Origin of the sequence: Kitasatospora azatica KCTC 9699 (assembly GCF_000744785.1) — a bacterium.
Classification (GTDB): Bacteria; Actinomycetota; Actinomycetes; order Streptomycetales; family Streptomycetaceae; genus Kitasatospora; species Kitasatospora azatica.
Map to the genome: position 1 here is coordinate 3,634,482 of NZ_JQMO01000003.1, position 22,026 is coordinate 3,656,507.

A 22,026-nucleotide genomic window follows, 5' to 3' on the forward strand; every position below is an offset into this window, starting at 1 on the left:
CCGCACTGCGAAGCTGGAAGAATGACGGTCATGGTCAACGAAGCGGTCAACGGTCCGGCGAAGGTTCGCCCCCGGGTGCTCTCCGGCATCCAGCCCACCTCTGGCTCGTTCCACCTGGGCAACTACCTCGGCGCGGTGCGCCAGTGGGTGGATCTGCAGGAGGCCAACGACGCCTTCTACATGGTGGTCGACCTGCATGCGATCACCGTGCCGCAGGACCCGGCGGTGCTGCGGGAGAACACCCGGGTGTCGGTGGCGCAGCTGCTCGGCGCCGGTCTGGACCCGGAGCGGTGCACCCTGTTCGTCCAGTCCCAGGTGCCCGAGCACGCGCAGCTCGGCTGGGTGATGAACTGCCTGACCGGTTTCGGCGAGGCCGCCCGGATGACCCAGTTCAAGGACAAGTCGGCCAAGCAGGGCAGCGACAGCACCACGGTCGGCCTGTTCACCTACCCGATCCTTCAGGTCGCCGACATCCTGCTGTACCAGGCGGACGCGGTGCCGGTCGGCGAGGACCAGCGCCAGCACCTGGAGCTGACCCGGGACCTGGCCGAGCGCTTCAACAGCCGCTTCCAGCCCACCTTCACGCTGCCCAAGGCCTACATCCTCAAGGAGACGGCGAAGATCCTGGACCTCCAGGACCCGACGGCCAAGATGAGCAAGTCGGCCTCCTCGCCCAAGGGCCTGGTCAACCTGCTGGACGAGCCGAAGGTCAGCGCCAAGAAGTTCAAGAGCGCGGTGACCGACACCGACACGGTGGTCTCCTACGACGAGGAGAAGAAGGCCGGCGTCTCCAACCTGCTGCGGATCCACGCCGCACTCAGCGGGCAGAGCGTGGACCAGCTGGTGGCGCACTTCGACGGCAAGATGTACGGCGCGCTCAAGACCGAGCTGGCCGAGCTGTTCAGCGAGTGGGTGCTGCCCTTCCAGGAGCGGACCCGGACCTACCTGGACGACCCGGCCGAGCTGGACCGGGTGCTCGCGGTGGGCGCCGAGAAGGCCCGCGAGGTGGCGTCGGTGACCCTGGAGACGGTCTTCGACCGGATCGGCTTCCTGCCGGCCGCCAAGCGCTGATGGACCCGTCCGCTGCCCTCGGTGGTGACGCCCTCCCGCAGGGCGCCACCACCGGCACCTCGCTGACCATCGGGGTCGCGGTGACGGTGCCGGAACCGTTCGGCTCGGCGATCCAGGACGCCCGGGCCGGACTCGGTGATCCGCTGGCCCGGGCGATACCCACGCATGTGACGCTGCTGCCGCCGACCGAGATTCCGGTCGCGCGGCTGCCCGAGGTGCGCGGGCACCTGGCGGCGGTGGCGGCGGCGCACCGGCCGTTCCGCATGCTGCTGCACGGCAGCGGGACCTTCCGCCCGGTCTCCCCGGTGGTCTTCGTCCGGGTCGAGGCGGGCGCCCAGGAGTGCCGCGAGCTGGAGGCGTCGATCCGCTCCGGGCCGCTGGCACGGGAGTTGGCCTTTCCGTACCACCCGCATGTGACCGTGGCGCACGCGCTGCCGGAGGCGGCGCTGGACGCCGCCTTCGCCGAGGCGCGGGCCTTCCACGCGGCTTTCGCGGTGCCCGGGTTCACACTCTCCTGGTTCGGCGAGGACGCGGTCTGGCGGCCGTGGCGCAGTTACGCTTTCGCGAATACGCAACTTTAGGCGCTCAGTGCGGATAGCGCGGGGGCTCTCAGAATTCCAAATAGTCATTTCTTATTAACTTCTCATTTACTCCATCGTGTACTGAACGCTACACTTTCCCGTTAATGGCCGCGGGGGCCTGGGAGCGGTCAGAGTGCACACCGTCTTGGAGTGATTGATGCGCTGTCCCCGCACGGCCCGGCGGCTGCTTCGCGCCGTGGCCCGCCGGGCCCGCCGGACCCGGGCCAGCGAGGGGCAGCCGGTCGCGCCGCCCGATCCGACCAGCGCCCGGGCGGCCCAGCCCGGGGGCCACGGCGATCCCGAGCCTGCTCCCCAGCCTGAACCCGAGCCGCCGGCGCCGACCGCCGAGCAGCTGCGACGGGCGCGCGAGGAGTGGCTGCTCGAACGGTGGCCGGGACTGGTCCGGGCGGACGGCCGGGTGGCCGAGGTGCGCGACGACCTGCTCTCCGGCGCCGCCTTCCTGCGCAACTTCACCGAGACCGCCGAGGTGCTGGTCGCCGCCAAGGTGGTCTTCGCGCCGATGCGCGCCCAGGAGCTGCGGCACTGGGTGGTGATCGCCCCCGGGCAGCGGGCGGCGGTGCTGGCCGCCTGCGCGAGCGCCTTCGAGGGCAGCCCGGTCTACGCCGAGCTGCTCGGGCACGACGTCACCCTGGCGACCGTCCTGGCCGAGGAACTGCCGGTCGCTGTAGCCGAGTTGGAGCAGGCCACCGAGGATGACGACGGGGCCGAACCGGTGCTGGTCAAGGGCGTGCGGATCTACCGCCCGGTGGTGACCAGCGGCGGCACCCTGCACTACGGCCCCGAGCACGGCTGCGACCTGGACTTCTGGGACTCGGCCGAGCCCGCCGCGGGCGCCATCGCGGCCATCCACGAGCCGCCGATCGGCTGGTGGGTCCCCTCGCTGGAGCCGGACACCACGGTCCGGATCGACGGCCGCGAGTACCCCGTGCCGGCCGCCTTCGCCCAGCCGCTGCTGGACGACGTCACCTTCCCGGTCGACGCCGTGCTCACCTGGGTGGACGACAGCGACCCGGCCTGGCGGCAGCGGCGTGAGCAGGCCCTGGACGCGCTGGCCGAGCCGCCGGCCACCGGTGGCGGCGCGGAGCGCTTCCGCAGCCGCGACGAGCTGCGCTACTGCCTGCGCTCGATCGCCATGTACGCCCCGTGGATCCGGCGGGTCTTCCTGGTCACCGACGGCCAGCGCCCCGACTGGCTGGCGGCCGAGCACCCGGCCCTGACCCTGATCACCCATCAGGAGCTGTTCGCCGACCCGGCGGTCCTCCCGGTCTTCAACTCGCACGCCATCGAATCCCAGTTGCACCGCATTCCGGAACTCGCGGAGCATTTCCTGTATTTCAACGACGACATGTTTCTTGGACGACCCGTCAGACCCGAACAGTTCTTCCAGGGCAACGGCGTTCCACTGGTCAACCTGGACTCCCGGGTCATTCCGCCCGGGCCGGTGGTGGCGCAGGACGACGAATACGTCGCCGCGCAGAAGAACACCCGGGCGCTGGTCCGCCGTGAGTTCGGCCGGCACACCACCAACGCGCTCAGCCACGCCCCCTACCCGCTGACCAGGGCGCTGCTGGCGGACAGTGCCGAGGTCTTCGCCGCGGAGCTGGCGGCCATCGCCCGCTCGCGGTTCCGGGCCCGCACCGACGTCGCGCCGATCACCCTGGCGGTCAGCCGCGGCTACCTCACCGGCCGGGTCGCCTGGGGGCGGATCGGCCACCGCTACGTGGACGTCGACCGGTTCGCGGCGCTGGAGCAGCTGCCCGGACTGCTGCGCGAGCGCGGCATCGACACCTTCTGCCTCAACGACGGCGATCTGGACCAGGTGCCGCGGGCCGAGCAGGACCGGATCATCACGGCCTTCCTGCAGGACTACTTCCCGATCGCCGGGCCGTTCGAGTGCTCCGCCCCGCAGCCGGCCTCCCGGATCCCGCAGCAGGCCGGCCTCGCCGAGCAGGACCCGGCGGCCGTGCAGGAGCCTGCCGAGCAGCTGCGCTGAAGCCCGTGGGGGCCCTCGCCGCCGGCGATGGCCCCCACGGGGTGAAGCGGTGCGGTGGGCTCAGCCGAGCAGGCCGTCCACCACCCGGGCGGCGGCGTGGCCGTCGTCCAGGTCGCAGTAGGTGCTGCGGAAGACCGCGTAGGCCTCCTTGTGCTCGGCGGCCACCTTGTCCAGCTCGCCCAGCGCCTTGATCAGCTCCGCCGAGGTGCGCAGCAGCGGGCCCGGGGCGTCCTTCTCGAAGTCGAAGGTGAAGCCGCACAGGTTGTCGCGGTAGTGCTCCAGGTCGTAGGTGAAGAAGAGCATCGGCCGGCCGGTGGCGGCGAAGTCGAACATCGAGGCCGAGTAGTCGGTCACCAGGGCGTCCGCGACCAGCAGCAGGTCGGACATGTCCGGGTAGTGCGAGACGTCCCAGACGTAGCCGTTGCCGGCGTCCTGGACCGGTCCGTAGCAGTTGGAGTGCGGCCGGACCAGCAGCACCTGGTCCTCGCCGAGCGCCTCGCGGGCCGCCGCCACGTCGACCCGCAGGTCGATCTGGTAGCCGCCCTGCGGGCGCTTGCGGTCCTCGCGGAAGGTCGGCGCGTACAGCACCACCTTCTTGCCCTCCGGCAGACCCAGCCGACCGCGCACCTCGGCGGCCCGCTTCTCCCGGTCGGGGGAGAAGAAGATGTCGTTGTGCGGGTAGCCGGTCTCCAGCAGCTCGCCCTGGTACTTGAAGGCCCGGCGCAGCACCGAGGAGGCGTAGCTGCTGCCGGAGACCAACTTGCCCCAGATCGGGACCTCGCGGTCCAGGTGCTTGAGGTAGTTGCTGTCGATGAACCAGATCTTCTCGAAGTCGTGGCCGATCCGCTTGAGCGGAGTGCCGATCCAGGTCTGCAGGATCACCTGGCCCGGGCGCGGGGTCACGAAGTCGGGCAGGTGCGCGCTGGTGACGATGTACTTGGCGGTGGCCATCGCCTCGAACCACTCGGGGCTCCACTGGCGCAGCCCGCGGGCGGTCTGCGGCAGGTCGGTCTGCTGGTCGTCCACCGTCCACAGGTGCTCCAGCGGCAGCCCGCGGCGGACCAGCTCCTCGTGTATGGCGCGCGGCGAGCCGGCGTACTGGCCGCCGTTGGCCACGTTGTAGAGCACCGCGTCACGCAGCGGACGGTGCTGCGCGGCCGGGAACTCCTCCTTGCGCAGTATCCGCTGGCGGTAGCCGCTGCGCTCGTGCGGGCCGAGGTCGGAGTGCGCCTCCAGCGAGAGGGTGTCGTAGTAGCGCCGCTCGAGCACTATCTCCTTGCCGCGCGCGTGGATCTCGGCGGGCAGCGAGGCGTGCGCCTCCAGCGCCACGTGCACGGTCGGCCAGGGCAGCTCCGGGTCGCCGTCGGTGGGACGGAAGAAGAGCTCCCAGGTGCCCTTGTGCAGCGGCACCCGGCCGACCACCGGGTTGGTCGGCACGGCCGGCAGCAGCACCTCGAAGCGGCCGTCGCGGATCACCAGCGGGTGCAGGTGGTCCTCCTCGCGCCAGACGTGCCGGACCACCAGCTCGTAGTGGTGCTCGCCGGGCAGCGGGAAGTGGCCGGCGAGGGCGAAGCCCTCCTCCTCGGCGGCGGTGATCCGGTCCACCACCGGCTGCGCCAGCTGGTCGACGAACTGCAGGCGGCCGGTGTCGGTGGCCTTCGAGACCAGGGTGCGGGCGGTGCCCAGCGGCGCCTCGGGGTCCAGCGGCAGGTCCAGGTGCTCCAGCGGGGCCCGGTCGTCCACCATGATCGGCAGCGTGGTCCCGTCGGCGAGCAGCAGCTTGGCGTACCACTGGTCGGCGGAGCGGGTGTCGGCCGCCGGGTCCAGCGCGTTCCAGCGCTCGCGGACCTCGGCGACGTCGGCCAGCGGGATCCTCGCGGTGAACGGCACCGGCCGCCCGGCCGGGACGCCGAACTCGACCGGGAAGTCCAGCTTGATCCCGGACTGCGAGTGCTTTATCCGCAGCTGCAGGCCCTGCAGGTCGGAGGCGCTGCGCACGGTGCCGCTCAGCTCGACCGCGCCGTCCGCCGCCTTGACCGCGGTGACCGAGGCGCGCAGCTTCTCGATCCGCAGGTGCAGGAAGCCGTCCTTGAGCAGCGGGACGATCCGGGTGGTGGCGTCCGCCCAGTAGGTCGGGTAGCTCTGCGCGGTGTCGGCCCAGCCGCCGGAGATCCGGCCCTTGTAGACACCGGCCTTGCCGGCGCCGGCGATCAGCACCCGCCAGGTGCCCTCCTGCCACTGGCCGCGCTTCTTCAGCTTGGTCGGGTCGATCTGGGTGGTGAAACCGGCCCAGTCGCAGCTGTAGAGGTCGTGCGGGGAGCTGGCGGTCGCCTCGGGGGCGTACATGGTCTTGGTGCCGAAGGTGACGAAGCGCTTCCCCTTGGCCTCGCGCAGCACGATCATCTTGACCAGGTCGTGCTTGTTCTCCGCGCCCAGGTGCTCGGGGAAGGCGTGCCCGGTGAGCTGCAGCTTCCCGTCCACCCAGGCCGAGGTGTAGACGCGGCTGCGCATCACCAGCGCGTTGTCCAGCCGCAGCACGTCGGCGGGCACGCTCTTGCGGCCGCCGCGCAGGAACGGGTAGTCGGCGTACGGGCGCAGCAGGCCGCGGGCGGGGGCGGCGCCGTTGCTCTCGGCCTCGAAGCGCATCTGCTCGACGAACTCGTCGAGCCGGCCCTGCAGGGTCAGGTGGTACTTCAGGCGCAGCGGGGCGCGCAGCTTGCGGACCTGCTCGGGGCCGATCGCGCGCAGCAGCCGGCCCACGCACTGCTGGTAGGCGTCCCGGTAGTCCTGCTCGCCGTCGACCACCGACCAGAAGAACATCGGGATCTCCTCGACGAGGTTGTTCTCGTCGTAGGAGCGCAGGTACTCCTTGTACTTCGGCTCGGTCTGCTTGAGCAGCCAGGCCCGGACCAGCTCCATCGAGGTGACCCGGTCGATCAGGCCCTTGGGGTTGGTGCGCATCTGGGTGATCGACATCTCGCCGAGCTCGCGCTCGCGCCAGTGGTAGATCGGGTCGGAGAGCACGTCCACGCTCTTGGCGAGGTAGTGGTGCGGGACGCTCACCGGGGCGTCCTCGTACAGGATGCCCTCGGGGTAGAGCAGCCCGGCCGCGTCCCAGAAGCTGCGGCGGTAGACCTTGTTCCACGCGGTGCGGTCGGTGACCAGCGCCGGGATCTCGGTGATGTGGGTCTTCAGCTTGGTCTGCCGGAACGGCTTGGCGTGCCCGCCCGACTGGTAGTGGCCGACCGCGCGGAAGCGCAGCACGTTGCCGGAGCAGAAGTCGGAGCCGGTCTCGTCCAGCGTGCCGATCATCAGCTCGTAGGCGCTGGGCGGCAGGGTGTCGTCGCTGTCCACGAAGGCGATGAACTCGGTGCCTTCGGTGAGGTGCAGCAGACCGGTGTTGCGGGCGGCGCCGAGGCCCGCGTTCTGCTTGCGGACCAGGCGGAACCGGGAATCCTTCGCGGCGAACGCCTCGGCGATGGCCGCGCTGCCGTCCTTCGAGCCGTCGTCGACCATGATGCACTCGAGGTCGCTCATGGTCTGGGCGGCGATGGATTCCAGGCACTCCTCCAGGTACCGCTCGACGTTGTAGATCGGAACGACGACGGAGAGACGGGGGGCCATCAGCTGCGCGGGCCTTTCATGAGGGACAGAACACGGCCTCGGAGCGGACCCGCTGCGTCGGGGGCCTGGCGCACCGAGGCGGTACAGCCGCGATCCTACCGTCCGCCGCAACCGGCTCCCGCTGGGCCACGGGAGCCCGGCGCAGCGCCCCGGGACCCGGCGGGGCTGAGTACTCCTCAGGTGCCGGGAATGTCAGTCTGGGCGCCATGGGATTCCTCACCAGGCTGCCGGTCCTCGGCCCGTTGCTGGCCGCCGTGTTGCGCAGCCGCCCTTACCGGGTCTACCAGCTCCTCAGCGCCGCCAAGGGCAACCGGCTGGCCGGGGCGGTGACCTTCTTCGGCTTCCTGGCGCTCTTCCCGCTGCTCACCGTGGCGCTGGCGATCGCGGTCAGCACGCTGACCCCGACCCGGGTGGACAGCCTCAAGCACAAGATCGCCGACCAGGTGCCCGGGCTGTCCGACTCGCTCGGCCTGGACTCGCTGATCGCCAACGCCGCGACCGTCGGGGTGATCAGCGGGCTGCTGCTGCTGGTCTCCGGGCTCGGCTGGGTGGCGACCATACGCGGCTCGATCCGCGACATCTGGCAACTGCCCGCCGAGCAGGACAACGTGGTGCTGCTCAAGATCAAGGACTGCGTGGTGCTGCTGGGTCTGGGCCTGGTCTCGATCGTCTCGCTGGGTGCTTCGACGGTGGCCACCCGGCTGGCCGGGCAACTGGCCACCGGGCTGGGCCTGGCCGACCGGGGGCCGGGGCACTGGCTGCTGGTCGCTTCCGGCTTCGTGATCGCGGTCGGCGCCGACCTGCTGCTCTTCCTCTACCTGCTGGGCCCGTTCCCGGGGATCTACGGCCAGCACCGGCGCGACCTGCTGACGGCGGCACTGATCGGCGCGGTCGGCTTCGAACTGCTCAAGCTGCTGCTCTCCTCCTACCTCGGCTCGGTGGCCGGCAAGAGCCTGTACGGGGCGTTCGGGGTGCCGGTGGCGCTGCTGCTCTGGATCAACTTCGTCTGCCGGCTGCTGATGTACTGCGTCTCCTGGACGGCGCTGGCCGACCCCGAGGGTGCCCGGGCCCGCGCCCGGGCCAGCGCGGAGGCCGCCTACCGCGCGGCCGGCGAGCTGGGGGCGGGCGGCGTGCCGACGCGCGGGTGAGCGGGTGAAGGGAAGCGGGCGAGCGGGGGGAGCGTTACCTGCGGCGCAGCGCGGTGGAGCCGCCGGGGCCGGTCGGCGGGGCCGGCGGGGAGTGCGGGGCGGAGACGGCGGTGGAGCCACCGGTCTGGGCGACGGCGGGCTCGGCGGGGGTGAAGGCGGTCGGCACGGCCGCGGTCGCGAGCCGCCGGCGCCGGTTCAGCAGCCAGCCCGCCGCCGCGGCGGCGAGGGTGACGGCGGCGACCATCGTCCAGCTCTCGGGGCTGAGCAGCTTGGCACTGTGCCGGCCGACCCGGGGTACCTCCACGGCCTGCGCCCGGGTGGCCTGCCCGTTGGCCGCCTGGCCCGCCTTGGCCGCCGCCTGCGGGGGCTGGGCGCCCGCCGTGGCGCTCGGTGCCGGGCTGGGCGTGGGCACCGCCTTCGGCGCGACCAGGGCGCCGACCGGCGTCACCTTGTCGGCTGCCGCGAAGCCCCAGTCCAGCAGCGCCGCGGTCTCGTCGTAGACCTTCATATAGGTGTCCGGGTGCATCACGGCCACCAGCAGGGTCCGCCCGTCCCGCTGGGCCGCCCCGACGAAGGTGGAACCGGCGTTGGTGGTGTAGCCGTTCTTGACGCCGATCAGCCCCGGGTACTTGCCCAGCAGCCGGTCGGTGTTCTGGATCCCGAAGGTGCCGCGCTGCCCGGTCTTCGGGTCCACGGTGCCGGGGAACTGGGCGTCCCGGGTGGCGCAGTAGGAGCGGAAGTCCGGATTGCGCAGCCCCTCGCGGGCGAACAGGGTCAGGTCGTAGGCGGAGGTGAGCTGCCCGTCCTCGTCGTAGCCGTCGGGCGAGATCACCTGGGTGTCGGCGGCGCCCAAGGCGTCGGCCTCGGCCTGCATCTGACGGACCGTCTGCTCGATCCCGCCGTTCATGTGGGCGAGCACGTGCACCGCGTCGTTGCCCGAGCTCAGGAAGACCCCGCGCCACAGGTCCTCGACCTTGTACTCCAGGTCCTCCTTGATGCCCACCAGGCTGCTGCCGGTCCCCATCCCGGCCAGTTCGGCGGGCGCCACCTTGTGCACCGCGTTCCGGTCGAACCTGGGCAGCACGGTGTCGGCGAAGAGCATCTTCAGGGTGCTGGCGGGCGGCAGCCGCAGGTGCGGGTGGTACGCGGCGAGCACCTCGCCGCTGTCGGCGTCGGCCACCAGCCAGGACTGCCCGGTCAGCCCGCTCGGCAGCTGGGGCGCGGCCGGGCCGAGCGCGACCTGCACGCCCGACTGTCCCAGCAGCCCGCCGCCCACCGCCTCGGGCAGCGGCGGCGGCTCGGCGGCGGCGGCCGGTGCGAGGGCGAGGACCAGGGCGACGGCGAGTGCCGCCGGCCCCGCCGCTCGGCGAGCAGTACGACTCATCAGGTGATCATCCAAAAGCACGTGTTGGGTGTACCCAGTCCCCGCCCCACCCGCCCAGGCGCGCCGCCCAGCTCCCCCGATCGGGTGCCGCCGACTACGCCGATCGGCCCGCTGCCCATACTGGATGCCTGCTCCACCCCCGTCCACGAAGGAACGTCCGCCATGAAGCTCAGCCGCCGCACCTCCTGGTTCCTCACCGCCTTCGGCGCCTGGTCCCTGATCATCTGGACCACCTTCGTGAAGAACCTCTGGAAGGACTCCGGCCACCAGGCCTTCACCGGCGGCGACCACTCCCACCCCACAGCCTTCTTCTGGGTGCACCTGACCCTGGCCGTCACGTCCTTCGTCCTCGGCGCCCTGGTGGGTGCGGTCGGCGTGCGCGGACTGCGCGCCGCGAAGTCCTGACGGCACAACGACCGAGGGCCCGTCCGGTGGGTACCGGACGGGCCCTCGGCGCAGGCGACTAGAAGCGGCGCGTCACCAGGGCGCGCTTGACTTCCTGGATGGCCTTGGTGACCTCGATGCCACGCGGGCAGGCCTCGGAGCAGTTGAAGGTGGTGCGGCAGCGCCAGACACCCTCACGGTCGTTGAGGATCTCCAGGCGCTGCTCGGCGCCCTCGTCGCGCGAGTCGAAGATGAAGCGGTGCGCGTTGACGATGGCGGCGGGGCCGAAGTACTGGCCGTCGTTCCAGAAGACCGGGCAGGACGAGGTGCACGCGGCGCACAGGATGCACTTGGTGGTGTCGTCGAAGCGCTCGCGGTCCTCGGCGGACTGCAGGCGCTCGCGGGTGGGCTCGTTCCCCTTGGTGATCAGGAACGGCATCACGTCCTTGTACGCCTGGAAGAACGGGTCCATGTCGACCACCAGGTCCTTGAGGACCGTGAGGCCCTTGATGGCCTCGATGGTGATCGGCTTCTCCGGGTTGACGTCCTTGAGCAGGGTCTTGCAGGCCAGCCGGTTGCGCCCGTTGATCCGCATGGCGTCCGAGCCGCAGATGCCGTGCGCGCAGGAGCGACGGTAGGTCAGGGTGCCGTCCTGCTCCCACTTGACCTTGTTGAGGGCGTCCAGGACGCGCTCCTTGGGGTCCATGGTGAGCTGGTAGTCCACCCACACCGGCTCCGGGTGCTCCTCCGGGTTGAACCGGCGGATCCGCAGGGTGAAGGTGATCAGCTGCACGCCGCCGGCCTCGGCCGCGTCCAGCGCCGCCGAGTGCGGTGCGTCGATCGTGGGGGCGCTCATCAGTACTTACGCTCCATCGGCTGGTAGCGGGTCGTGACGACCGGCTTGTAGTCAAGGCGGATAGAGGTGGTGCCGTCCTCGGCCACCTCCTGGTACGCCATGGTGTGCTGCATGAACTTCACGTCGTCACGGGTCGGGAAGTCCTCGCGGAAGTGGCCGCCGCGCGACTCCTCGCGGGCCAGCGCGGAGACGACCAGCACCTCGGCCAGGTCGAGCAGGTTGCCCAGCTCCACGGCCTCCAGCAGGTCGGTGTTGTAGCGGTAGCCCTTGTCCTGGATGGACACGTTCTTGTACCGCTCGCGCAGCGCGGCGATGTCCTCGCTGGCCTGCTTCAGGGTGGCGCCGGTGCGGTAGACCATGGCGTTGACGTCCATGGTCTCCTGCAGCTCCTTGCGGATCTGCGCGACCGACTCGGTGCCGGTGGACTCGCGCAGGCCGTCGACCAGCGCCTGCACCTTCTCGGCCGGGTTGGCCGGCAGCGGGGTGAAGTCGACCGTCGACGAGTAGTCGGCGGCGGCGATGCCGGCCCGCTTGCCGAACACGTTGATGTCCAGCAGCGAGTTGGTGCCCAGGCGGTTGGCGCCGTGCACGGACACGCAGGCGACCTCGCCGGCCGCGTACAGGCCCGGGACGACGTCGGTGTTGTTGCGCAGCACCTCACCCTCGACGTTGGTCGGGATGCCGCCCATCGCGTAGTGCGCGGTGGGCTGGATCGGGATCGGGTCCGTGTAGGGCTCGATGCCGAGGTAGGTGCGGGCGAACTCGGTGATGTCCGGCAGCTTGGCGTCCAGCTGCTCCGGCGGAAGGTGCGTCAGGTCCAGGTAGACGTGGTCGCCCTCGGGGCCGCAGCCGCGACCCTCGCGGATCTCGGTGTAGATCGCGCGGGAGCAGACGTCACGGGACGCGAGGTCCTTCATGACCGGGGCGTAGCGCTCCATGAAGCGCTCGCCGTCCTTGTTGCGCAGGATGCCGCCCTCGCCGCGGGCGCCCTCGGTGAGCAGGATGCCCATCCGCCAGATGCCCGTCGGGTGGAACTGGAAGAACTCCATGTCCTCCAGCGGCAGGCCGCGGCGGTAGACCAGGGCCTGGCCGTCACCGGTGAGGGTGTGGGCGTTGGAGGTCACCTTGAAGAACTTGCCGGTGCCGCCGGAGGCGAAGACCACGGCCTTGGCCTGGAAGACGTGGATCTCGCCGGTGGCCAGCTCGTAGGCGACCACGCCGGAGGTCTTGCCGTCGTTGATCAGCAGGTCCAGGACGTAGAACTCGTTGAAGAACTCGACGCCGTGCTTGACGCAGTTCTGGAACAGCGTCTGCAGGATCATGTGACCGGTGCGGTCGGCCGCGTAGCAGGAGCGGCGCACGGCCGCCTCGCCGTGGTTGCGGGTGTGGCCGCCGAAGCGGCGCTGGTCGATCCGGCCCTGCTCGGTGCGGGAGAAGGGCAGACCCATCTTCTCCAGGTCGAGGACGGCGTCGATGGCCTCCTTGCACATGATCTCGGCGGCGTCCTGGTCGACCAGGTAGTCACCACCCTTGACCGTGTCGAAGGTGTGCCACTCCCAGTTGTCCTCCTCGACGTTGGCGAGGGCGGCGCACATGCCGCCCTGGGCCGCGCCGGTGTGGGACCGGGTGGGGTAGAGCTTGGTCAGCACCGCGGTGCGGCTGCGCTGGGTCGACTCGATGGCCGCGCGCATGCCGGCGCCGCCGGCGCCGACGATGACGGTGTCGTACTGGTGAATCTGCATGGGGTTCTACTCGCCTCTGGCTCTGCGATGGCCGATTAGATGTTCGGGTCGAAGGTGAAGATCACCAGGGTGCCGAGCAGAACCGTGAAGACGGTCGCGACTCCCATCAGGGTCTTCAGCCAGAGCCGAGTCGAATCCTTCTCGGCGTAGTCGTTGATGACGGTGCGCATGCCGTTGGCGCCGTGCAGCATCGCCAGCCAGAGCATCAGCAGGTCCCAGCCCTGCCAGAACGGCGAGGCCCAACGGCCCGCCACGAAGGCGAAGTTGACCTTCGCCACGCCGCCGTCCAGGGTCAGCATGATGATCAGGTGACCCAGGATCAGCACGACCAGCACGACGCCCGACAGGCGCATGAAGAGCCAGGCGAGCATCTCGAAGTTGGTGCGGGTGCGACGCGGGGTCGTCTTGGTCCGGGTCCGCGGCGGCTCGATCACGAAGCCGTCGGCGGGATTGCCGGTGCCCAGGCCCTTGCCGGTGTGGGTCTGGGAGGACGAGACCAGCTCGATGTCAGTGGTGTCGGTCGACATGCCGGATCAGCCCTTCCCGAACCAGTCGGTCAGCGTGTGCTGGAGAATCGGGTAGAAGGCGCCGGCCATCAGGACGACCCAGACGCCGACGACGCTCCAGAGCATCTGCTTCTGGTACTTCGGGCCCTTGGACCAGAAGTCGACCGCGATGACCCGCAGCCCGTTCAGCGCGTGGAACAGGATGGCGGCGGTCAGGCCGTACTCCATCAGGTTCACCAGGGGCGTCTTGTAGGTCTGGATGACCGAGTCGTACGCCTGCGGCGAGACCCGCACCAGCGCGGTGTCGAGAACGTGGACGAGAAGGAAGAAGAAAATGAGGACGCCAGTGACTCGATGAGCCACCCAGGACCACATGCCTTCGCGGCCGCGGTACAGCGTTCCAGCCGGCACGGGAAACCCTCCGGAAGCGGTTGAAGGGCTCGGCCGGCTTCGGTGTCGGTCAGCCCGGCCGGGTACGGTCCACCGGCCGCGAGCATCCTATCGACGCCGCGTCGGGAACCGCCTCCGGGGGGTTTGAGTGTGATCAATCAGGCACGTGCGGGCTAATCGGGGCCTTCCGGGTGACGTTGGGCCACCGGGCGGCTGCGGTACGGTGACGAACCCGCCGCCGACCGCTCTGCGAGGACGCCATGCCGGCCCGCCGTCCGTCTCAGCCCGTCCGCCTGCCGTCCGCCGGTCCGCTGCGCACCCGCCTGCCGCGCACCCACTCGCCGCGCACCCGCCTGCTTCCCGTCCTGCTGCCGACCGTGCTGGTGCTCGCCGGCGGCTGCACCACGGTGCGGCCCACCAGTTCCGACGCCTCCCCGGCGCCCGCGGCCCGGGTGCTGACGGCCGCCGAGCTGCGCACGGCCGCGGTCGGCCAGGCCGAGCTGGGGCCCGGATACACCGTCAGCCTGGTCAAGGAGGGGCAGGCCGCGCCGCCGCCGGGCGCGGTGGAGCGGCAGCTGTCGGACGTGCCGGCCTGTCAGCCGGTGCTGGACGCGATCGGTCCCGGCGATCCGGCCGCGACCCCGCAGGCGGAGGCCGACCTGATGGTGAACAAGGGCGCCGGCGGCTCCTCCTACGTCGCGCTGCTCGGCTACCCGGCGGGCCGGTCGACGGCACTGCAGTCGACGCTGGACCAGGTGCTGGCCCAGTGCGCCGCCTTCGGCTCCACGGTCAAGGGCCGGCCGGGCCGCAGCAGGCACCAGCTGGCCAAGGCCGACACGCCCACTCCCGAGGGAGCGGACGCGGTCAGCGCGTTCACCCTGACGAGTGGTGACCAGGGCGGGCCCGCACTCACCCAGCGGGCGGCCGTGGTCCGGGTCGGCACGGCGCTGGCCGTCTTCTCCACCGTGGGCACGGCGAAGGAGCCGGCCGCCGTGCCCGACCCGGCGGTGGTGCAGGCGCAGACCCGCAAGCTGCGGGCCGCCGAGCGTTGACGAACTCAGCTCGCGCCGCTGGCGACCAGGTGCTCCAGCCGGTGCAGTGCGATCCGGCGCAGCTCCTCGGCGGCGACCAGGCGCTCCTCGTCCGGCTCATTGGCCAGCCGGGTCCGGATCGAGCTGAGCACCGTGTCCAACATCTCCTCCGGCTCGACGCCGTCCAGGCAGACCACGAAGACGTGCCCGAACCGGGACTCATAGGCGGCGTGCGCGGCCCGCAGCGCGGTGTGCGCCGCCTGGCTGCCCGGCGCCCGCATCCCCAGCAGTGGCTGGGGCATCCAGCTCTCGTCGGCCAGCGCCTCGGCCAGGTCGCTGGGGCGCAGGTCGTAGGAGGCCTCGCTGGCGGCGGCCAGCAGGGACTCCAGGTCGGGGTAGGGACGGTGGGCGGTCAGCCGCAGCGCCCAGCGGTGGCTGCCGCAACAGGCGAGCAGCGCCTCCTCGGCGGCGCCGGGATCGGCCTCGTTGAATCGGTGCAGGCCGACCGCCGGAAGCACGGGGCAGTCGGCGGCAGTCGGCCGGGGTGCGGGGATACCGACCTGATCAGCGGAGCTGTCGGTCGGAGTGTCGCTGGCCAGCGGGTCCTCCTCAGGAGGGCGGGAAGGGCGTCGGGTGAGCACAAGAGGTCGTAACCAGCATGGATCACGGCAGGGCGTGGGCGAACTCGCCCACGCGGGACCGTGGTCGTCCCGGGCAGCGGCACCACGGTAGTTGAGCGCTCACCAGTTGGGGAGAGTGCTCGCGGAATTCACCCTGACGAGCTATCAAGTTGTGACCCGTGCGCTACCGGGCCATCGACCTTACCCGTCGGGAGCAGCCGTTACTCCTGCGCGCAGGAGGTGTTCGCGGCCGGCACGGTGCCGCTGACCAGGTATCCGTCAAGTGCGGAGTCCACACAGCTGTTGCCGCTGCCGAAGGCCGCGTGGCCCTCGCCCTGCCGGGTCAACAGGGTGGCGTTGGCGAAGCCCTTGGCCAGGTTGACCGCCGACTGGTACGGGGTGGCCGGGTCGCCGGTGGTGCCGATCACCAGGATCGGGGCGCTGCCCTCGGCGCGCACGGTGTGCGGTTGCTCGGTGGTCTGGAACGGCCAGTCCGCGCAGCCCGCGCCCTGCACGTCCTCCGCAGTGGTGTCCCGGTTGAGCAGCGGGGCCTGCTGCTTGAGCTCGCCGAGCACCTGCTGCACGCGTGCGGCCGACGGCGTCGGGCTGGCCGCGTCGGCGCAGCCGATCGCGGTCTGGGCGTCGTCCGAGGCGGTGTAGTGGCCGTTCTTGTCGCGGCCGTTGTAGGCATCGGCGGCGGCCAGCAGCCGGTCGCCGCTGCCCTGGCGGATCGCGCTGCTCAGCGCCGAGCGCAGCTCGCGCCAGGCGGTGTCCTGGTCGCCGTAGAGGAACAGCAGCGCGCCGGTCCAGCCCAGGCCCGAGGTGAGCTTGCGCCCGTCGTGGTCGCCGGTCGGCAGCGGCTTGTCGCGCAGGCCGTCCAGGAAGGCGGCGGCGTTCTCGCCGGCCTTGGCCGGGTCGCTGCCCAGCGGGCAGTCGTCCGGGTGCTTGGTGACGCAGTCGGTGGCGAACCGCTCCAACGACTTCTCGAAGCCGATCTGCTGCTGCACGCTGCTGTCCAGCTTGTCGGCGGCCGGGTCCACCGCGCCGTCCAGCACCAGCCGGCCGGTCCTGGTCGGGAACTCCTCGGCGTAGAGCGCGCCCAGGTAGGTGCCGTAGGAGACGCCGAGGTAGTTGAGCCTGGCATCGCCCAGCGCCTGGCGCAGCAGGTCCATGTCGCGGGCGGTGTTGCGGGTGCCGACGTAGGGCAGCAGCTTGCCCGAGCCGGCCTCGCAGGCCGCCGCGTAGCTCTTGTCCCGCTGCGCGCGCACCGCCTTGCGGGCCTGCGGGTCGGCCGGGTCGTCCTGCTGGTCCTGGGCGTCGCGCTGCTGGTCGGTCAGGCAGCGGACCGGGGAGCTGTCCCCGGTGCCGCGCGGGTCGAAGCCGACGATGTCGAAGCGGTCGTGCAGCGGGCCGTCGAACTGCTCGGTGCCGTCCTTGACCATGGCCACGCCGGACTCGCCGGGGCCGCCCGGGTTGACGATCAGCGAGCCGACCCGCTGCCCGGTGTTCCTGGCCCGCTCGCGGACCAGCGCGAGTTCGAGCGAGTCGCCGGCCGGCTTGCCGTAGTCGAGCGGGACCCGCAGCTTGCCGCACTGCAGGCCGGAGCCGCAGGAGGTCCAGCTGATCCGCTGGCTGTAGTAGCCGTCGGTGCTGGTGGGCGCGGGGGTGGGCGGGGTGGCACTGGTGCAGCCGGCGAGCAGCAGCGCGCCGAGCGCGACCGGTATCGGCAGACGCAGCAGGGCCGACCGCAGCAGGGGGGTCAACGGATCAGTCCCGGTGCACCTTGTAGTTGGACGCCTGGGCGCGCGGGCGCACCACCAGCAGGTCGATGTTCACGTGCGAGGGGCGGGTGACCGCCCAGGCCACCGTGTCGGCGATGTCCTCGGAGGTGAGCGGGTGCGTGACGCCCTGGTAGACGGCGGCGGCCCGGGCCTCGTCGCCACGGAAGCGGGTGACCGCGAAGCCCTCCGACTTGACCATGCCGGGGGCGATCTCGATCACCCGGATCGGCTCGCCGACCAGCTCCAGGCGCAGCGTGGCGGCGATGGTGTGCGCGGCGTGCTTGGCGGCCACGTACCCGCCGCCGCCCTCGTAGGCGGCCAGCGCGGCGGTGGAGGAGAGGATCAGCACGGTGCCGTCGCCGCTGGCCCGCAGGGCCGGCAGCAGCGCCTGGGTCATGTGCAGCACGCCCAGCACGTTCACCTGGTACATCGCCAGCCAGTCGGCCGGGTCGCCCTGCTCCACCGACTCGGCGCCGAAGGCCCCGCCGGCGTTGTTGACCAGTACGTCGATCGGGCCGAGCTGCTCGGCGAAGGCGTCCACCGCGGCCCGGTCGGTGACGTCCAGGGTGACCGCCCGGGCGGTGCCGCCGGCGGCCTCGATCTCCTTGGCGAGCTCCTCGATCCGCTCGGTGCGGCGCGCGGTCAGCACCACCGAGAAGCCCTCGGCTGCCAGGCGCCGCGCGGTGGCCGCGCCGATCCCGCTGCTCGCGCCGGTGACCACCGCGACTGGTTGCTGACCGGTACCCATCGTGCCCGTCCTCCTTTGTGCCTTGTGTGAAGACCATCATCGCAGCAGGCTGTGAGCAAGGTCCCAGGGGTGGAATCTGTCCTGTCTTCTACACAGCCCCCTACAGTGCGTAGCGCCAGCTGAACGTTAGTCAGCGTTATCCGGAGGTTCCCCATGGCGCCCGAGCCACGCCGTACCGAGTCAGCCCGTCTTTCCGAGTCAGGCTGGCCCATCGAGCCGCTGTACGGCCCTGAGCAGCCGATCGAGCGGCTCGGCGTTCCGGGCGAGTACCCGTTCACCCGCGGCGTCTACCCGTCGATGTACACCGGACGCCCCTGGACCATGCGCCAGTACGCCGGGTTCGGCACCGCGGCCGAGTCCAACGCCCGCTACAAGCAGCTGATCGCCAACGGCACCATGGGCCTGTCGGTCGCCTTCGACCTGCCCACCCAGATGGGCTACGACTCGGACGCCCCGATCTCGGCCGGCGAGGTCGGCAAGGTCGGCGTGGCGATCGACAGCGTCGAGGACATGAGCGTGCTGTTCGGCGGCATCCCGCTGGGCGAGGTCTCCACCTCGATGACCATCAACGCGCCCGGTTCGCTGCTGCTGCTGCTCTACCAGCTGGTCGGCGAGTCCCAGGGGGTGGCGTCCAACAAGCTCACCGGGACCATCCAGAACGACGTGCTCAAGGAGTACATCGCCCGCGGCACCTACATCTTCCCGCCGAAGCCGAGCCTGCGGCTGATCGCGGACGTGTTCCAGTACTGCCGGGCCGAGATCCCGAAGTGGAACACCATCTCGATCTCCGGCTACCACATGGCCGAGGCCGGGGCGAACCCCGCGCAGGAGATCGCCTTCACGCTGGCCAACGGCATCGAGTACGTGCGCACCGCGGTCGCCGCCGGGATGGACGTGGACGACTTCGCGCCGCGGCTGTCCTTCTTCTTCGTCTCGCGCACCACGCTGCTCGAGGAGGTCGCCAAGTTCCGTGCCGCGCGCCGGATCTGGGCCCGGGTGATGCGTGAGGAGTTCGGCGCCAAGAACCCCAAGTCGCAGATGCTGCGCTTCCACACCCAGACCGCGGGCGTGCAGCTGACCGCCCAGCAGCCCGAGGTCAACCTGGTCCGGGTCTCGGTGCAGGCGCTCGCGGCGGTGCTCGGCGGCACCCAGTCGCTGCACACCAACAGCTTCGACGAGGCGATCGCGCTGCCGACCGAGAAGTCCGCCCGGCTGGCGCTGCGCACCCAGCAGGTGCTCGCCTACGAGACCGACATCACCGCCACCGTCGACCCGTTCGCCGGTTCCTACGTGGTCGAGGCGATGACCGACGAGGTGGAGGCCACGGCGCTGGAGCTGATGGCCAAGGTCGAGGAGATGGGCGGCGCGGTGGCCGCGATCGAGAACGGCTACCAGAAGTCCGAGATCGAGCGCACCGCCTACCGGATCCAGCAGGAGCAGGACTCCGGCGAGCGCACCGTGGTCGGGGTCAACCGCTTCCAGCTGGACACCGAGGACCCGTACGAGCCGCTGCGGGTGGACCCGGCGATCGAGGCCCAGCAGGCCGAGCGACTCGCCCGGCTGCGCGCCGACCGCGACTCCTCGGCGGTGGACCGCACGCTGACCGCGCTGCGCAAGGCGGCCGAGGGCAGCGACAACGTGCTCTACCCGATGAAGGAGGCGCTGGCCGCCCGGGCCACCGTCGGCGAGGTCAGCAACGCGCTGCGGGAGATCTGGGGCACGTACACCCCGGTCGACCGGTTCTGACGCCTGACGCCACAGAAACCGAGTGGGGCCCGGGAGAGTCTCTCCCGGGCCCCACTGGTGTGTCAGGACGGTCAGCCGCGCTTGGCGAAGGACTTCAGGAAGTCCTTGCCCGGGGTGCCGACGCCGGTCGCGGTGTCGTAGCCCGGGGTGGCCTTGAGACCGAAGTCCGAGCCGATCTTGTACAGACGCACCTTCAGCGCGCCGTTGATGACGCCGAGGTCGACCACGTTGCCGAGCTTGCCGTGGTTCTCGGTGTCGTCCACGTCGTTGTAGATGCGGTCGTTGTCGGCCCGGTTGTACAGCGCCGGGTTGGCGAAGCCGATCGCCTTGCCGCCGCGCGCCTCGATGGCGTCGGCCAGCATGCCGGCCAGCTCCGGGGAGGAGACCGAGGTGCCGCCGTAGCCGCCCTCGCTGTAGGCGCCGCCGGTCGGGGTGTAGCCGACCAGGGTGGCCGCCACCAGGTCACCGCTCATCGCGATGTCCGGGGTGGCGCGCAGCGGGGTGGCCGACTTGGTGCCGTCCGCGGCGGTGTGCGAGACCGAGTCCGGCACGACGCCCTGCTGGTACCACGGCTGCGCGATGTCCTTGGCGACACCGCCGCCACCACCGAAGTAGAAGAAGCCGGGCAGCGGGTTCCAGGACTTCTGGTCGGCCGAGAGCACCGAGCGCTGGTCGCCCATGCTGACCTCGTCGGCGTAGTCGCCCTTCTTGTTCCACAGCTCCAGCGCGGTGCCGCCGACGGCGGTGACCCACGGGGAGGCGGACGGCCACTGCACCTGGGCCTGGTTGGTGTCGGCCTGGCAGTTGATGCCGGTGGCCGCGGCCGCCGGCGAGTTGTCGCCGCAGTCGCCGGAGGAGACCGTGAAGCCGATGCCCTGGACGGCGCCGAGCTGGAAGATCTGGTTGTCCGCGGCGATCACGGCCGGGTCCAGGTCACCGCTCTTGCCGTGCATGATCTCGCCCCAGGAGTTGGAGACGACATCGGCCAGGTGGTTGTCGACGATGTTGGCCAGCGCGTCGCCCAGGTCCTGGTCGTAGCAGGAGTTGGCACCGACGTAGACGACGTTGGCGTCCGGCGCGAGACCGTGCACCATCTCGACGTCCAGCGCCTCCTCGCCCGACCAGTCACCGCAGTCGGCCTGGTGCTGCCACTTGTCGGGGGTGACGATCTCCTTGTACTGCCCCGGGGCGAACGGCTTGTCACCGTGCGCGGTGGAGAAGTGGTTGGCGTCGGCCTCCATGGTGCCGAAGCCGTAGGCGTCGACGATGGCGACGGTGGCGCCCTTGCCGGTCAGACCGGACTTGGTGACGCCGTAGGCCTGGCGCAGCTGCGAGGTGGTGTACGAGCAGGGAGCGAAGGGCTCGTTCTTCTCGTAGCCGGCCGGCGCGCCCTTGGCGATCAGCGAGTCGTAGCCGTCCTCGGAGCAGGTCGGCACGGTCGGCAGGGTGTCGGTGCCCTTGTCGGCGATGACGCCGGGCGCGGCGGCCCGGGCGGCCTGCTGCGCGGCGACGGCCTTGGCCTCGGCGGTGGCGGCCGAGACGGCCTGCGAGGAGGCCTTGCCGGCCGCGTCGCTCAGACCCTGGACGGCGAGCACGGCGTTGGCCACGGAGGCCGGGACCACGGCGTCGGAGGCCGGGGCCTTACGGGTGCCGTCCGCGGTGCGGTAGTTGCGGAACTCGGTGCCGAAGGCCTTGGCCAGCGCACCGCTGGAGCCGGAGACCTGCACGAAGTGCGTGGTCACGGCCTCGACGGTCAGGCCGGCGCCGGTCACCCAGTCGGTGACCGCCTTGACCTGCTCGGGGGTGGCGCCGAACCGGGCCTTGGCCTCGGCGGCCGACAGGAAGTTGCCGTACTGCGCCGAGCTCTGCGAGGAGACGGCCTGCGCGTAGGCGGCCAGTGCGGCCGGGTCCTTGCCGGCCAGGTAGATGCGCGCGGTGCTCGGGGTGCTGCTCGGCACCGCACCGGCGTCGGCCTGGGGGGTCGCCCAGGCGGGGTGGGTCCCCTGAAGGTCCTTCGCGATGCCGGACGGGGCGTCGGCGAACGCCGGGTGGGCGATCGCGAGCGATCCCAGGACCAGGGCGGCGGCCGGAGCCGCCACTGCTATCCGGGACAGCCGGCTGCGCTTGGCTGCGGGCACGTGGGTTCCCCACTCTCATGATGACTGCGCCGCGGACGCACTTCGTGGGCGCAGACCGGGCGCTGGCAGGACGAATCGCCCCAATGCGACCGTGCACCTGACGCAGGGTCGCGCGGAGCGCGAGTTTGACTGTGCGGACGTTGTCTATTCGCTCTGATGGTCGAAGCTCAAGACTTCGTCTGATTTCTTTGCCAGCACATGACCTGAACGACCGGATCTTGATACGTGGCGGCCACGCGGCCGTGACGAGCGGGCCACATCC

At 71.0% G+C, this 22,026-nt stretch carries 17 protein-coding genes; 7 read left to right on the plus strand and 10 right to left on the minus strand.

Annotated elements, in window-relative coordinates:
• Positions 1 to 30 precede the first annotated feature (30 nt).
• The 3 genes from trpS (at position 31) to BR98_RS26835 (ending at position 3,666) form a co-directional block, all read left to right on the plus strand.
• On the plus strand, positions 31 to 1,071 hold the full coding sequence (trpS, locus tag BR98_RS26825; protein WP_051971187.1) for a tryptophan--tRNA ligase: 1,041 nt from the start codon (positions 31 to 33) through the stop codon (positions 1,069 to 1,071).
• The gene (locus BR98_RS26830; protein ID WP_051970244.1) at positions 1,071 to 1,652 is read left to right on the plus strand and encodes a 2'-5' RNA ligase family protein; all 582 of its coding nucleotides are present in this window, start codon (positions 1,071 to 1,073) and stop codon (positions 1,650 to 1,652) included. The genes trpS and BR98_RS26830 overlap by 1 nt, the downstream gene beginning before the upstream one ends.
• A 157-nt stretch (positions 1,653 to 1,809) precedes the next feature.
• Positions 1,810 to 3,666: a stealth family protein gene (locus BR98_RS26835; RefSeq protein WP_051970245.1), complete on the plus strand. Its 1,857-nt coding sequence runs from the start codon at positions 1,810 to 1,812 to the stop codon at positions 3,664 to 3,666.
• A gap of 60 nt (positions 3,667 to 3,726) precedes the next feature.
• Here the strand turns inward: BR98_RS26835 and BR98_RS26840 are convergent, their stop codons facing one another.
• The gene (locus tag BR98_RS26840) at positions 3,727 to 7,290 is read right to left on the minus strand and encodes a bifunctional glycosyltransferase/CDP-glycerol:glycerophosphate glycerophosphotransferase (protein WP_035848320.1); all 3,564 of its coding nucleotides are present in this window, start codon (positions 7,288 to 7,290) and stop codon (positions 3,727 to 3,729) included.
• 206 nt (positions 7,291 to 7,496) lie between these two features.
• Here BR98_RS26840 and BR98_RS26845 point away from each other — a divergent pair, with 206 nt between their 5' ends.
• A complete protein-coding gene (locus BR98_RS26845; RefSeq protein WP_051970246.1) occupies positions 7,497 to 8,438 on the plus strand; it encodes a YihY/virulence factor BrkB family protein in 942 nt (313 codons plus the stop codon).
• 34 nt (positions 8,439 to 8,472) lie between these two features.
• Here BR98_RS26845 and BR98_RS26850 read toward each other — a convergent pair whose 3' ends face one another.
• A complete protein-coding gene (locus BR98_RS26850) occupies positions 8,473 to 9,822 on the minus strand; it encodes a D-alanyl-D-alanine carboxypeptidase family protein (protein WP_063774848.1) in 1,350 nt (449 codons plus the stop codon).
• 162 nt (positions 9,823 to 9,984) lie between these two features.
• Here BR98_RS26850 and BR98_RS26855 point away from each other — a divergent pair, with 162 nt between their 5' ends.
• Positions 9,985 to 10,227 (plus strand): SCO4848 family membrane protein, encoded by a 243-nt coding sequence (locus BR98_RS26855; protein WP_035848323.1) that lies wholly within the window; start codon positions 9,985 to 9,987, stop codon positions 10,225 to 10,227.
• 58 nt (positions 10,228 to 10,285) lie between these two features.
• On the opposite strand, the gene BR98_RS26860 is transcribed toward BR98_RS26855, so the two are convergent.
• The 4 genes from BR98_RS26860 to sdhC are packed head-to-tail and all read right to left on the minus strand — an operon-like array spanning position 10,286 to position 13,721.
• Positions 10,286 to 11,062 (minus strand): succinate dehydrogenase iron-sulfur subunit, encoded by a 777-nt coding sequence (locus BR98_RS26860; RefSeq protein ID WP_035848325.1) that lies wholly within the window; start codon positions 11,060 to 11,062, stop codon positions 10,286 to 10,288.
• Positions 11,062 to 12,804 (minus strand): succinate dehydrogenase flavoprotein subunit, encoded by a 1,743-nt coding sequence (gene sdhA, locus BR98_RS26865; protein WP_035848328.1) that lies wholly within the window; start codon positions 12,802 to 12,804, stop codon positions 11,062 to 11,064. Before sdhA ends, BR98_RS26860 begins: the two co-directional genes overlap by 1 nt.
• A gap of 35 nt (positions 12,805 to 12,839) precedes the next feature.
• Positions 12,840 to 13,331 (minus strand): succinate dehydrogenase, hydrophobic membrane anchor protein, encoded by a 492-nt coding sequence (sdhD, locus tag BR98_RS26870; RefSeq protein WP_035848331.1) that lies wholly within the window; start codon positions 13,329 to 13,331, stop codon positions 12,840 to 12,842.
• Between the two features lie 6 nt (positions 13,332 to 13,337).
• Entirely contained in the window at positions 13,338 to 13,721 is a 384-nt protein-coding gene (gene sdhC, locus BR98_RS26875; RefSeq protein WP_035848332.1) for a succinate dehydrogenase, cytochrome b556 subunit, read from the minus strand.
• 239 nt (positions 13,722 to 13,960) lie between these two features.
• Here sdhC and BR98_RS26880 point away from each other — a divergent pair, with 239 nt between their 5' ends.
• Positions 13,961 to 14,752 carry a hypothetical protein gene (locus BR98_RS26880; RefSeq protein WP_035848334.1) on the plus strand — a complete coding sequence of 264 codons (792 nt, stop codon included), beginning with the start codon at positions 13,961 to 13,963 and terminating at the stop codon, positions 14,750 to 14,752.
• 5 nt (positions 14,753 to 14,757) lie between these two features.
• Here the strand turns inward: BR98_RS26880 and BR98_RS26885 are convergent, their stop codons facing one another.
• From BR98_RS26885 to BR98_RS26895, 3 genes are all read right to left on the minus strand, one after another.
• Positions 14,758 to 15,249 carry a 2-oxo-4-hydroxy-4-carboxy-5-ureidoimidazoline decarboxylase gene (locus tag BR98_RS26885; protein WP_035848336.1) on the minus strand — a complete coding sequence of 164 codons (492 nt, stop codon included), beginning with the start codon at positions 15,247 to 15,249 and terminating at the stop codon, positions 14,758 to 14,760.
• A gap of 323 nt (positions 15,250 to 15,572) precedes the next feature.
• Positions 15,573 to 17,114, minus strand: a complete 1,542-nt coding sequence (locus tag BR98_RS26890) for an alpha/beta hydrolase (RefSeq protein WP_232247612.1) — start codon at positions 17,112 to 17,114, stop codon at positions 15,573 to 15,575.
• A gap of 4 nt (positions 17,115 to 17,118) precedes the next feature.
• Complete coding sequence (locus BR98_RS26895) at positions 17,119 to 17,880, minus strand: SDR family oxidoreductase (RefSeq protein ID WP_035848338.1); 762 nt, start codon at positions 17,878 to 17,880, stop codon at positions 17,119 to 17,121.
• A 153-nt stretch (positions 17,881 to 18,033) separates the two neighbouring features.
• On the opposite strand from BR98_RS26895, the gene BR98_RS26900 reads away from it, so the two are divergent.
• Positions 18,034 to 19,626 carry an acyl-CoA mutase large subunit family protein gene (locus BR98_RS26900; RefSeq protein ID WP_035848340.1) on the plus strand — a complete coding sequence of 531 codons (1,593 nt, stop codon included), beginning with the start codon at positions 18,034 to 18,036 and terminating at the stop codon, positions 19,624 to 19,626.
• Between the two features lie 71 nt (positions 19,627 to 19,697).
• Here the strand turns inward: BR98_RS26900 and BR98_RS26905 are convergent, their stop codons facing one another.
• A complete protein-coding gene (locus BR98_RS26905; RefSeq protein ID WP_083977021.1) occupies positions 19,698 to 21,764 on the minus strand; it encodes a S53 family peptidase in 2,067 nt (688 codons plus the stop codon).
• Between the last annotated feature and the right edge of the window lie 262 nt (positions 21,765 to 22,026).